The organism is Flavobacterium sp. (assembly GCF_965284515.1).
In the GTDB taxonomy this organism is placed as follows: Bacteria; Bacteroidota; Bacteroidia; order Flavobacteriales; family Flavobacteriaceae; genus Flavobacterium.
On the sequence record NZ_OZ260089.1, the window covers coordinates 39416 to 53968 of the forward strand.

The window sequence follows — 14553 nt, forward strand, 5'->3', positions numbered from 1 at the left end:
AATCTGCCTCTCGCTACAAACAAAAAATCCCTAAACAACAACTGTTTAGGGATTTTTTATTTAGATTTCTAATGAAATTTTAGATCAGTAATGCTAACAATGGATCTTTCTCATTTAAATACTGAAAATTAAAACCACTTTCCAACATTCTTTCTTTTATTGAAAGTAAATGTTTTTTCTTTTTTAATTCCAACCCAACGATAACAGGTCCAACATCACGGTTATTTTTTTTAATAAATTGAAAATAAGTGATATCATCAGTATCTCCTAAAACATCATTTACAAATTCCTTTAAAGCTCCAGGTCTTTGTGGAAATTGAATCATAAAATAATGCTTTAATCCTTCATATATTAAAGAACGCTCTTTAATTTCCTCTGTTCGTTCAATATCATTATTGCTTCCGCTTACGATACAGACAACTGTTTTACCAATAATTTCCTCCTTTAAGAGATCTAAAGCAGCTATAGATAAAGCTCCAGCCGGCTCTACAACAATTGCTTCTTCGTTATACATTTGTAAAATAGTAGAACACACTTTTCCTTCAGGAATTAAAATCATACGATTTAATGTTGACTTACAAATTTCAAAATTTTCAGCACCTACTTTTTTAACCGCAGCCCCGTCTACAAATTTATCAATACTATCTAATTCAACAGGAGCATTTTGTTTTAAAGCTTCTTGCATTGAAGGCGCCCCTTCAGGTTCAACTCCAATTATCTTTGTAGCCGGACTTAAGTGTTTAAATACTGTAGAAACACCTGCAGCTAAACCACCACCGCCAACCGGTAATAATAGATAATCGATTGAAGGTAATTGCTCCTCTATAATTTCTAGTCCAACAGTACCTTGTCCGGCAATCACTTCAAGATCATCAAAAGGGTGTATGAAATTTAAATGTTCTTGATTACAGAAGTGTTTTGCAGCATGAAAAGCATCATCAAAAGTATCTCCTGTTAAAACAATTTCAACAAATGTTTTTCCAAATAACTGAACCTGTTTAATTTTTTGTTTAGGTGTGGTTTTAGGCATGTAAATAATGCCTTTTATCTTTAATAAATTACACGAATACGCAACACCTTGAGCATGATTCCCAGCACTCGCACAGACAATTCCTTTTGATTGTTGAATTTGATTTAAATGGCTTATTTTATTATAAGCTCCTCTAATTTTATAGGAACGAACTTGCTGCAAATCTTCTCGTTTTAAATAAACTTTAGATTTGAATTTATCAGATAAATTTATATTGAATTGAAGTGGCGTTTTAAGTACCACTTCATTCAAATTTTCTTTTGCTTCTAGTATTTTATCAAACACATTCATTATGCTAATTTTGGTCGTAATTTACGAACAGCAGCACCTGCTTGCCATAATTCTGACTCACGTATTTCTTTTAATTCTACTTCTAAAGTTTGACGATAATCTGCCTTACTACCTTCAGTTATTACACGAGTTGCTTCTCTACCTGATGCAACTTCATCATATAAACTTTCAAATACTGGTGTAGTTGCGTCTCTAAATTTCCCTTTCCAATCTAAAGCCCCTCTTTGTGCAGTAACTGAAGTATTTGCAAACATCCAATCCATTCCGTTCTCAGCAACTAAAGGCATTAAACTTTGCGTTAATTCTTCTACTGTTTCATTAAATGCTTCCGATGGAGAATGTCCGTTTTTACGTAAAACATTATACTGAGCTTCAAACAATCCTGCTAAAGCACCCATTAAAATTCCACGTTCTCCTGTTAAATCTGAAAATACTTCTTTCTTAAAATCTGTTTCAAATAAATATCCTGAACCAACACCAATTCCTAATGCAATTGCTTTATCATGAGCTCTACCTGTTGCGTCTTGATATACTGCAATACTTGAATTAATTCCTTCACCTTTTAAAAATAAACGACGTAATGATGTACCAGACCCTTTTGGCGCAACTAATATTACATCGATATCTGATGGTGGTACTATGCCTGTTTTTTCATTAAATGTAATTCCAAAACCGTGAGAAAAATACAATGTTTTGCCTGCTGTTAAATGGTTTTTAACTGTTTTCCAAGCATCTATTTGACCTGCATCAGACAACAAATACTGTATAATAGTTGCATTATCACATGCTTCATCAATATCAAAAAGGTTTTTACCTTCAACCCAACCGTCTGCAATTGCTTTGTCCCAACTTTTTCCGCCTTTACGTTGCCCTACAATTACATTAAATCCGTTGTCTCTTAAATTTAATGATTGTCCTGGACCTTGTACTCCGTATCCAATTACTGCAATTACTTCATGCTTTAATGTTTCTAACGCTTTCTCTAAAGGAAACTCATCTCTTGTGATTACTGTTTCGTTTACTCCTCCAAAATTTATTGTTGCCATACTACTTAATTTTTAAAATTTACATTTGAAATACTTGATCTTTTTTATCTAAAAATTCATTATTTATTGATTTTAAAGCCGGGTTTAATTTTTCCATTTCTAAAACAGATTTATGAATTCCTTCACTCTTATTTATTATTGCAATTCTAGAACTTCTCACAAATTCTATTAATCCATACTTTTCTAATTCCACTAAGAAGGCATTGATTTCTTCCTTCTGCCCTGTTACTTCAAAAATGGTATAATCTTCTCTAATTACTACTGCACTCGCTCCAAATTCTCTCAACAACCGTTCTACACGAACTTCATGCATGATTACCTTAGTTGGAACTTTATACAAAGCCATTTGTTGCCATACAATCTCATCATTAGTATTACAATACACTCTGAAAACATCGATGATTTTTTCAATTTGTTTAACTAGATTTTTGACTACCGATTCTGCTTCAATAACTACAATTGTAAATCTGTAGATATTTGGCACTTCACTTGGTGAAGTATTGAAACTCTCCAAACTAATTTTACGTCTTGAAAACATAATGGCAATCTTATTGATTAACCCAACATGATTTTCTGTATAAATTGTTAATGTATATTCTTTCTTAACTGTTTCCATTATATATCTTCTTTACATAAAACAATTTCTGAAACACCTTTACCTTGAGGCACCATAGGAAAAACATTATCTTCCATTCGAACAGCTACTTCTAACAAATACGATTTAGGATATTCTAACATTTCAATTAAAGCTGCTTTTAAACCTTCTCTTTCTTTAACTTTATTTCCTTCAATTCCATAACCTTTTGCAACCTGAACAAAATCAGGACTTTGAATATCTGTAAATGAATAGCGTTTTTCGTGAAATAATTCTTGCCACTGACGAACCATTCCTAAGAAACTATTATTTAAAATCAATATTTTAACATTCGGTTGAAACTGCATTATAGTTCCTAATTCTTGAATGTTCATCTGCGCTCCACCATCGCCCATAATAGCAACTACTGTTCGTTCTGGAGCTCCGTATTTAGCTCCAATACCTGCTGGTAAAGCAAACCCCATTGTTCCTAAACCACCACTTGTAATATTACTTCTTGTTTTTGTTTGCTCCGCATATCGACAAGCTATCATTTGATGCTGACCAACATCGGTAACAATTACTGCTTCTCCATTTGTTAATTCATTAAGCAGCTGAACCACTTCTCCCATTGTAATTTCTCCTTCAGAAGGAAATAATTCGGGTTGAATTAACTTTTCAACTTCCACTTCTTTTGCATTTTTAAATTGTTGTAACCAATCATGATGAGATTGTTCATCAACTAAATCCGTCAACATAGGTATAGTTTCTTTACAATCGCCCCAAACAGGAACATCTACTAGAACATTCTTGTCTATTTCAGCAGGATCAATATCTAAATGAATAATTTTTGCCTGTTTAGCATATTTATCCAAACGACCTGTAACCCTATCGTCAAAACGCATTCCAACAGCGATTAAAACATCGCATTCATTTGTATATAAATTAGGTGCGTAATTTCCGTGCATTCCTAACATACCAACTGCTAGTGGGTGATTTGTTGGAATACCGCTCATTCCCATTATGGTCCAAGCTGTAGGAATTCCAGTTTTTTCAATAAAACGTAAAAACTCATTCTCTGCATTGCCTAAAATAACACCTTGACCAAAAACAATAAAGGGCTTTTTGGCTTCATTAATAACCTTAGCTGCTTGTTCAATGTATTCTACACGAATATCTGGAGAAGGTTTATAACTCCTAATAAAATTACAGGATTGATATTCTTGATGATTTAGCATTTGAAGTTGCGCATTCTTAGTTATATCAATAAGAACAGGTCCAGGTCTTCCGCTTTTTGCAATAAAAAAAGCTTTTGCTAAAACTGAAGGAATTTCAGCTGCATCAGTAACTTGATAATTCCATTTTGTAACAGGAGTTGTAATATTAACAATATCTGTTTCCTGAAAAGCATCAGTTCCTAGAAGATGTGCAAAAACTTGGCCTGTTATACAAACTAAAGGAGTAGAATCGATCATCGCATCTGCCAAACCTGTTACTAAATTTGTAGCTCCTGGTCCACTAGTCGCAAACACAACTCCGGTTTTACCACTTACTCTAGAGAATCCTTGAGCAGCATGAATTGCCCCTTGTTCATGACGAACTAAAATATGATTTAATTCTTGCCTAAAATCAAACAATGCATCATAGATAGGCATAATTGCACCACCTGGATAACCAAAAACAGTAGTTACATTTTCTTTTAATAACGCATCTATTACAGTAAAGCTTCCTGAAACTAATTTTTCAGTTATCGTTACTTTATCTGTGTCTTTTATTAATGTATTCATTTTATTTATTTTATGATTCATCGGTTACACAACCTTCTGAAGCATCTTTTACTAATTTTGCATATTTGTATAAAACTCCATTAGAAACTTTTAATGTTGGTAACTCTAATTTTGACGCTCGTGTCTTCAATTCTTCATCATTGACATGAAGTTTTAAAATATTGTTTACAGCATCAATTTCAATTACATCATTATCTTCTACAAGCGCAATTGTTCCTTTATCATAGGCTTCTGGCGAAATATGACCTACCACAAAACCATGTGTTCCTCCGCTAAATCTACCATCTGTAATAAGTGCAACACTTTTTCCTAATCCTGCTCCAATAATTGCAGATGTTGGTTTTAACATTTCAGGCATTCCTGGTCCTCCTTTTGGACCTACATATCGAATAACCACAACATCTCCAGCTTTAATTTTTTTGTCCTCAATACCCTTAATCAATTCTTTTTCCCCATTAAAAACTCTCGCTGGACCTTTAAAAAACTCTCCTTCTTTTCCTGTTATCTTTGCAACTGAACCTTTTGTTGCAAGATTTCCATATAAAATTTGAAGATGCCCGGTTGTTTTTATTGGATTTTCGATTGGACGAATAATATTTTGATCTTCAAAATCAATATCTAAAACATTTTCTAAATTTTCAGCTATTGTTTTTCCAGTTACCGTAAAACAATTACCATGTAACATCCCTTCACTTAACAAGTATTTTAAAACCATTGGCACTCCTCCTTTTTCATGAAGATTTTGCATAAGGTAATTTCCTCCTGGTTTAAAATCAGCAATTAAAGGAGTTTTATTACTTATTTTTTGAAAGTCATCTTGAGTAATCTTTACTCCAACACTTTTTGCCATTGCAATAATATGAAGGACTGCATTGGTGCTTCCTCCTAAAGCAATTAAAACCGTTATTGCGTTTTCAAAAGCTTCAAAAGTCATTATGTCTTTTGGACAAATATCTTTTTCAAGTAATATTTTCATATAACTTGCTGCAGCTTCACATTCCTCTATTTTATCATGACTAATTGCAGGGTTTGAACTTGAATAAGGCAAACTCATTCCTAAAGCTTCAATTGCTATTGCCATTGTATTAGCCGTATACATTCCTCCACAAGCCCCTGCTCCTGGACAAGCATTTTTTATAATACCTTTAAAATCTTCTTCAGAAATAGTTCCTGCAATTTTTTCACCTAATGCTTCAAAAGCTGAAACAATATTTAAATCTTTTCCTTGGTATTTTCCAGGAGCAATTGTTCCTCCATATACCATTATAGACGGACGATTTAATCTTCCCATTGCTATTATACTTCCCGGCATATTTTTATCACATCCAGGAATTGCAATAACGCCATCGTAATAATGTCCTGAAACAACACTTTCTATACTATCAGCTATTATTTCTCTACTAACTAATGAATAACGCATTCCATCAGTACCATTTGTAATACCATCACTAATTCCAATGGTGTTAAAAATTAGCCCCACCATTTCTTCATTATTAACTTCTTTCTTTATTAAAGAAGCCAAATGATTTAAGTGCATATTACAAGTATTTCCATCATAACCCATAGAGGCAATACCTATAAATGGTTTTGTTAATTGCTCTTCGGTTAATCCTATTCCGTACAGCATTGCTTGTGATGCAGGTTGAGAAGGATCTTGTGTTATCGTTTTACTATGTTTATTTAACTCCATTATAAGTATACATTATGGTATTCATTAAAAGCGACTCTTCTTTTATATTTTCTTTGAATTACTGCTCCTATACTATCCTCCCATTCTAATGGAAATTTATAATCGTTTACAGATTGTATACCTATTACTTCTGCTGCTGTTCCGCAGAAAAAAGCACTGTCAGCATTGAATATCTCTTCTGGTGTAAAGAATTTTTCCACTATTTCGTACCCCAACTCTTGACCAATTTCAAATACTGTTTGTCTGGTTATACCTGCTAAGATATTTCCTAATGGAGCAGTAAATAATTTACCATCTTTTTCGATAAAAAAATTAGCCCCAGGTCCTTCAGCCACATATCCATTCATATCCGTTAATAAAGCCTCATCATAACCTTTTGACTTTGCCTCTGTTGTAGCTAGTATACTATTCGTATAATGTCCAACAACTTTTGCTTCTACAAAACACGATTTTGGGTTCGGTCGTTGAAAAGAAGACAACATAACTCTCAATAAACTATCTCCAAGATACTTACCCCATTCCCATGCCATCATAACAACATGAACTTCATTGGTAGGAGTTAATGACATGTTATCACCTAAATAAACTAATGGTCTTATGTAAGCGTCTTTAAAATTATTTAGTTCTAAAAGTTTATAACTAATTTGTTCTAATTCTTTTACTGAATATGGTAAATCAATATGCATTACTTTTGCAGAATATTGCAGTCTTTCATAATGCTCTTTTGCTTTAAAAATTCTAACACCATCTGGAGTGTCATAAGCCCTAATACCCTCAAACACACCATTTCCATAATGCATTGTTTGATTATACAAACTAGCATTTGCTTCATTTGCTTTTACAAATTTTCCGTTTAAAAAAATAACTGTTTCTTGATTGTAATACATTTTAATACATTTTAATTTTAAAAAAAACACCTTTCTTTTTTAAGAGAAAGGTGTTAACATAATCAAACCCTACTCATTATCTACAACGAATATTACTGTTAATAATAATTGAAATAATAACTTTCATTTATTTTATATTTTTATTGCGAATATTAACAATGCTAAAGATATTAACGTGTTAATAATAATTATTGAATTATTAACAATGTTCTTAATCCTATCCATATCTAATAAATTATCTAATTAAAGAGAAGTGAGCTCTAAAGACTTTTTGTTGTCCTGCTTCTTCAAACTCAACTGTAAACCAGTAATCTGTTGATGGTAATTGTTGTCCGTTAAATGTTCCATCCCAACCTTGACCAGTTGTACTAATTTGTTTAATCAACTTACCATACCTATCAAAGATGTATAACTTAGCTCCTGGTTGGTTTTGTAATCCAATAATATTCCAGTAGTCATTATAACCATCTCCATTTGGAGTAAAGTATTTTGGATAATCAATAACCATTACCTCTTCTGTTAAGTAAGTACAACCCTGTGTATCTACAACTGTAATTACATGCATTCCAGGACTTACTCCTGTAAAGATATTTGAGCTTTGTAATGCCTCATCGTCTATTTGATACATTATTGTTCCATTTCCATCTGGTACATTTACAACTATTGTAGCATTATCTGTAAATGCGTTTGTAACTGTATATGTAAAACTTGTTGCTGGATTCGTCGCATTCACTGTTCCAAACACTTCTAATGAACTACATCCTGTTGCGATATTTGTAGCAATCACTGAATATGATCCAGCTGCTGTTGCCTCATAACTTGTTGATGTAGCTCCAGGAATAATAACTCCCTCATAATACCAAACAAACGTATGAGTTGAATTACTCAATCCTGTATGGAAATAATACGTTTGGAAAACATTTCCTGTTGATAATTCAACACAAATAACTCCATCTTCTAATACTGGTAATGGTAATGGATTTACATACACTCTAATTACAATAGGCGTTCCTGAACATCCATTTAAAGTTGGTGTTATGGTATAATCTACATAACCTTGAGAGTTTGAAATAGTCTCTAATTGTTGTGCTATTGGTGCTCCTGCTGTAATTGTTCCTCCTGTTGCGCCTATAACTCCAACTGCACTGACTGTATAATCAAATACTGTAGCTGGATCCATTGCCGAAACATTAATATTAGTGAACTCTCCACTACAAATTGGTAAATGAGTCGGTGTTCCTAATATCTCTGGTGTTGGATTAACTGTAACTATAACATCAACTGGTGTACCAGAACATCCATTTAAAACTGGAGTAATTGTATATGTAGCTGTACCAGAGCTAATCAAACTAGTTGTTACCAATGTTTGCTGAATACTTGTTCCTGTTCCTGATGTAGCTCCTGTAACTCCTGACTGAACAACTGTCCAATTGAATACTGTTCCAGATATTGAACCACTAAAAGAAATATTAGTTGACGTACCTGAACATATTGTTTCTGATGTTGGTGTAACAACAACATCAGGTATAGGATTGATATTAACCCTTACCTCTATTGGGTCTCCTGAACATCCATTTGCAGTAGCTATTACTGTATAAACTACTTCTCCAACTAAATCAGATGTAGTAGTCAATATTTGATTGATTGATGTACCTGTACCATTTGTTGATCCACTTACATTTGTTCCTACTGCATTCCAACTGAAGGTTGCTCCTGGAACATTACTAGTTAAAACAATATCTGTAGATGAACCCGAACAAATACTCGGAAGATTATTTGTAATTATAACTGTTGGACGTGGTGTGATTGTGATTGTCATTTGTGCGTTGGAAACACATACACCACTACCACTATTTGGAGTAAATGTATATGTTGTTGTAGTTGTATTGTTTAACGCTGGTGACCACGTCCCAGTTATTCCATTATTTGATGTTGTTGGCAATACTGACAAAGAGCCTCCTGAACAAATCGGTGAAACTTGTGTAAATAAAGGTATTGTAGTTGGCAGTTGAGCAGCATTACTAAAACTTGCTGATGCAACTGAGGTACAACTTCCATTTCCTGAGGTTACTGTATAACTCGTACCAACAGTCATACCTGATATTAATCCTGTTGCACCAACTGTAGGGCCTGCAGGGGTAAATACATATGTGTTAGCTGCATTATAATTCGTGATGGTTGAACTTCCTGCTGCTGAACAGGTAGCTGCCGAAGTTGTAATTGTTGGAACTGGTGGTGTAGTCAATTGAGCAGCGTTACTAAAACTTGTTGATGCAACTGAGGTACAACTTCCATTTCCTGAGGTTACTGTATAACTTGTACCAACAGTCATACCTGAGATTAATCCTGTTGCACCAACTGTAGGGCCTGCAGGGGTAAATACATATGTGTTAGCTGCATTGTAATTCGTGATGGTTGAACTTCCTGCTGCTGAACAAGTAGCTGCCGAAGTTGTAATTGTTGGAACTGGTGGTGTAGTCAATTGAGCAGCATTACTAAAACTTGTTGATGCAACTGAGGTACAACTTCCATTTCCTGAGATTACTGTATAACTCGTACCGACCGTCATACCTGATATTAATCCTGTTGCACCAACTGTAGGGCCTGCAGGGGTAAATACATATGTGTTAGCCGCATTGTAATTCGTGATGGTTGAACTTCCTGCTGCTGAACAGGTAGCTGCCGAAGTTGTAATTGTTGGAACTGGTGGTGTAGTCAATTGAGCAGCATTACTAAAACTTGTTGATGCAACTGAGCTACAACTTCCATTTCCTGAGATTACTGTATAACTCGTACCGACCGTCATACCTGAGATTAATCCTGTTGCACCAACTGTAGGGCCTGCAGGAGTAAATACATATGTGTTAGCCGCATTGTAATTCGTGATGGTTGAACTTCCTGCTGCTGAACAAGTAGCTGCCGAAGTTGTTATTGTTGGAACTGGTGGTGTTGTCAATTGAGCAGCATTACTAAAACTTGTTGATGCAACTGAGGTACAACTTCCATTTCCTGAGGTTACTGTATAACTCGTACCGACCGTCATACCTGATATTAATCCTGTTGCACCAACTGTAGGGCCTGCAGGGGTAAATACATATGTGTTAGCTGCATTGTAATTCGTGATGGTTGAACTTCCTGCTGCTGAACAAGTAGCTGACGAAGTTGTTATTGTTGGAACTGGTGGTGTAGTCAATTGAGCAGCATTACTAAAACTTGTTGATGCAACTGAGGTACAACTTCCATTTCCTGAGGTTACTGTATAACTTGTACCAACAGTCATACCTGAGATTAATCCTGTTGCACCAACTGTAGGGCCTGCAGGAGTAAATACATATGTGTTAGCAGCATTGTAATTCGTGATGGTTGAACTTCCTGCTGCTGAACAAGTAGCTGCCGAAGTTGTAATTGTTGGAACTGCTGGTGTAGCTAAAATTGTAAAGCATTCTTGAGTAGTTGTTCCACAAGACGCAACAGATGTAACATCAGCAGTTATTACAACTTCATCTATTGAAATTGGAGGGTCAATACTAGAACTAGCATCATTCTGCCATCTTATTCTAAATCTTAAATTAGCTTGGTTATCCCAAGAAGGATCAGTTCTAAAATCTGACAACCATGTAGTTTGTCTTCTAAGTTTAGCTCCAGCTTGAATCCAGGTAGCTCCACCATTTAAACTGTATTCAATACTTCCAAAATCATCCGCACCATTCGCATTTGTTTCTCCTTGTGCTAACCAATAAAAATTAAATCTTACATTAGTTTTACCAACAGTATTAAAAACAGTATTTAATATTGCTTTTTGATCAGAAACTTGACCATCAAAGTTTGCATTGTTTGGAATAAAATTAACAGAACCAGGACCACATGTAACGCCTGAAGTTGTAGTTGCTTTTATATGTAAATAGTTGCTATTTGGACTAGAAGTAATTATAGCAGGTTGATTTGGAACTGCTGGAACATTAAAAGTACCTAAGCCAGTCACACAACTTCCTCCAACATAGTCATTATTTAAAACAAAAATATTTGGTCCATTTGAATTGTCTATAGTCCAATTTCCAAGACCAGACTCAAAAGTTTCTGTAAATAAAGTTTGAGTTATGATACCACCTAAAGAATTTGGAGAAGCAACATCTACACAGTAATTACCAGCTGGTAATCCAGTTAAAGTTGTATTAGTTGTTAACGGAGTTTGATAACCTGCAGGAAAAGTATAACCGGAAGGTCCACTTACCCAGTTGAAGGTAGTTCCAGAAGGTAAAATAGATGATAAAGTTATAGAACCAGGTTCGCAATTTACTAAAGTTGTAGTGTAGGTTGCTGGAGTTGCTGCTGAAATACTGATATCAACTTGAGTTCTTGCACTTTCACAAGAACCAACTGTTTGAGATACCCAATATGAAGTTGCAGAAGTTAACGAAGGAGTAACAAAAGGATTTCCAGTATATATAGAACTTCCACCCGAAGATGTAGCATACCAATTAACAGTTCCAGAAACTCCAGAAGCAGTTAAAGTAGCCGTTTGACCAGAGCAAATCGAAATGTTTGAAATTGTTGGAGCACTTGGTCCAGTGACTGTAACATTCATTGTTCTAGTCAAAGTACAATTATTTGGGGCTGGCAAGCCATTATCCCATGTATAAGTTATGGTATGAGAACCAACACCAGCCGCTTGAGGATTAAAGACACCAATACCTCTATCATCTGTATAGTCATCACCTGCAGAACCAGCAGGGGCTGGGTCAAATCCATTTGTAACACCTGTACCTGAATAAACACCTGTACCTTGAAAGAATAACAATCCTGTTTTTAAAGATTCTGCTCCAGCAGTAATAATCCAAGTCCCTGAAGCTAATACTGTTCCTGAAGTATTGTCTGTAATAGTATATGAATAATTTCCACTTGCTAAATTAGTTTTATCTAGAGAATAATAACAACCTGTTGGGCGTAAAAAATAATTGTTTGAAACTCCGCCGGGAGGGACAGTCAAGGTTTCAACTAAAACATTTGCTGAATTATACCTGTACACAACAAGATTATTTAAATTTCCCGTATTGGCAACAATGTTAATATTAACAGAATTATATGGTAAACCAGAGTCAAATATAGATAAAAAAGTATCCGGACCTAAAAAAACTGATGCATCAGAACACGTGAAGTTCGTTTTAGTAATAGGATTTATCAATAAATCATCTGAATACATTTGAATTTGATAATCTTGACATGGTACTGCAGCAGGAATAACGTTATAATAACCAAGACCTTGTAAATCCACACTTGAACATATTGCACCACTTGTTACATTTAAAGTAAAGCATAATATGTAACTTCCAGGAGCTAAACCATCCCACTCCGGATTAAAACCACTTGAAACAGATGACGCATTAGATCTACTAGGTGGAATTACTGCACCACACGAAGAATTAGTTAATTGATATGTAATAACTTCTTCAGCAGGATTACCACAACCTCCAGGACTTGATGACGATAATTGTTTAAAACCTAACAAAGATGAACCAGCTACTACAGTTACTGGAACACATATTGTTATATTATCTCCAGGAACCAAAGGAGCATTTCCCAATTGATCACCAGCCGTTGCTAAAGCGGTAGAAATATTTGTTTGACCTAATGCTGCGGTAGTTTCTGTAATAGAAATTACCGGACAACTTGCAGTGGCACAAGTAGCAAAAGCAGAAGATAAAATTTCAACAGTTGCTGTTGCAGTTCCACATGTTGTAGGAACTGATACTGTGTAAGTACCAGGAGTACTTGAACTTGGAGTTACAGCTCCGGTTGTTGAATCTATAGTTAAACCAGCTGGTGAAGCAGTATAAACTCCAGAAACTGGTCCGTTAGTTACAGTTACATTTGAAGAACCAGCATTTGGCAAATATGGACTTCCTCCATAATTAATAGTTGTTGGAGACCCCCCATTAACCGTTACTATTATATCATTTGTACATGAAGTTACACCATCTGTAATTGTTGCTCTATATGTTCTAGTAGAAGTCGGATTTACCGTAACTGAAACTGAAGTTGTCGTAGAAGATGCAACAACTATTCCTGTTGACAAATCAGTAATTGTTAAGGTATTCGTATTATTTTTAATTATTTTTACATTGTCAACACCCCAACTATCTTGAGTTCCTGAAGTTGATCTATCTTGATACCATCTAAATTTTGTATTCGCAGAAAATGCTGATACAGGAATAGGAACAGTTGTAGTATTCCAATCATAAACATATGTTCCACAACCTATATTTCCTGCTGAAGGAAATACAGTTTCAATACTTGGAAACATTAATTTCATATTTACCCATGTGACTCCATTATCAACAGAATATTGCACACAAACACCTTCTCTATTATCTAAAGCTTCACAACCATTTCCACCGTTATCATCGGATGCTTCTCTAAAATCAAAACTGATAACCCCACCATTACTCACGTCAAAACCATTTGATTCTAATACACGAGGTGCAGGAACATTCTGCATCCAAGCATAAAGGGACCCATCATTAATAGTAGAATGTAAATAGTTTGGTTCGCAAGTTAAAGCACTTACGAATGCAACACCTCCAGGAGTACTATTCCATCCAGAGCCAATTGTACCAGAATTAAAATCATTATTTAAGGCTGATGAACCAACTGCACCAACTGCAGTTAATGTAACAGCATCACCAGAGCAAACAGTTGTTGGATTAGCAGTAATCGACACATTACAACCTACATTATTCTTCACATAAGTTATAACATTTCCTTCCCATCCAGTTGATTGTGAACCGTTTATATTTGTAAACCTAAAAGTTAATGCACCATTGATGTTATTACTACAAAATATACCAGGTTTTAGCTCCGCACCTATTGCTCCTGTTAGAGCTTGCCCCGTATTAAAGGGAGCTCCAGCCGCATTATAAGCAGCACCATAATTACCTTGTAATGTACCTATATTGTTAGCCGCAACTGAACTTCCATCAAATATTTCTAAAGTTTCATAAGAGCTAAAAGATGTGAAATCAACACAAATTCCTTGACCTGAAATGGCAGGTAATAAAGTAATAGTATAACTAACATTACCATCATTTCCAGCAGCACCTCCTGCATCATAAAACATTTCCCCTCCAGAAACATTTACTGTACCTCCTTGGCTTATTAAAATATTTTGACCTTTAATACTCGAAATTGTCAAAAAAACAAGAGCAAAAAAGAAATTCGACTTTGATATAAAATTACTCATAAATTATTTAT

7 protein-coding genes are annotated in these 14553 nt (G+C 34.8%); all 7 read right to left on the bottom strand.

Translation table 11 applies throughout. The features are described from left to right. Positions 1 to 79: 79 nt before the first annotated feature. Entirely contained in the window at positions 80 to 1321 is a 1242-nt protein-coding gene (ilvA, locus tag ACQ65T_RS00175; RefSeq protein ID WP_430399100.1) for a threonine ammonia-lyase IlvA, read from the bottom strand. Then, positions 1321 to 2367 carry a ketol-acid reductoisomerase gene (gene ilvC / locus ACQ65T_RS00180; protein WP_430399101.1) on the bottom strand — a complete coding sequence of 349 codons (1047 nt, stop codon included), beginning with the start codon at positions 2365 to 2367 and terminating at the stop codon, positions 1321 to 1323. The genes ilvA and ilvC overlap by 1 nt, the downstream gene beginning before the upstream one ends. A gap of 19 nt (positions 2368 to 2386) precedes the next feature. After that, positions 2387 to 2983, bottom strand: a complete 597-nt coding sequence (ilvN, locus tag ACQ65T_RS00185; protein ID WP_430399102.1) for an acetolactate synthase small subunit — start codon at positions 2981 to 2983, stop codon at positions 2387 to 2389. Beyond that, positions 2983 to 4728 carry a biosynthetic-type acetolactate synthase large subunit gene (gene ilvB, locus ACQ65T_RS00190; RefSeq protein WP_430399103.1) on the bottom strand — a complete coding sequence of 582 codons (1746 nt, stop codon included), beginning with the start codon at positions 4726 to 4728 and terminating at the stop codon, positions 2983 to 2985. The genes ilvN and ilvB overlap by 1 nt, the downstream gene beginning before the upstream one ends. A 10-nt stretch (positions 4729 to 4738) precedes the next feature. After that, positions 4739 to 6418, bottom strand: a complete 1680-nt coding sequence (ilvD, locus tag ACQ65T_RS00195) for a dihydroxy-acid dehydratase (RefSeq protein WP_430399104.1) — start codon at positions 6416 to 6418, stop codon at positions 4739 to 4741. Next, the gene (locus tag ACQ65T_RS00200; RefSeq protein ID WP_430399105.1) at positions 6418 to 7305 is read right to left on the bottom strand and encodes a branched-chain amino acid transaminase; all 888 of its coding nucleotides are present in this window, start codon (positions 7303 to 7305) and stop codon (positions 6418 to 6420) included. Before ACQ65T_RS00200 ends, ilvD begins: the two co-directional genes overlap by 1 nt. A 235-nt stretch (positions 7306 to 7540) precedes the next feature. Then, the gene (locus ACQ65T_RS00205; protein WP_430399106.1) at positions 7541 to 14542 is read right to left on the bottom strand and encodes a T9SS type B sorting domain-containing protein; all 7002 of its coding nucleotides are present in this window, start codon (positions 14540 to 14542) and stop codon (positions 7541 to 7543) included. Positions 14543 to 14553: the final 11 nt, after the last annotated feature.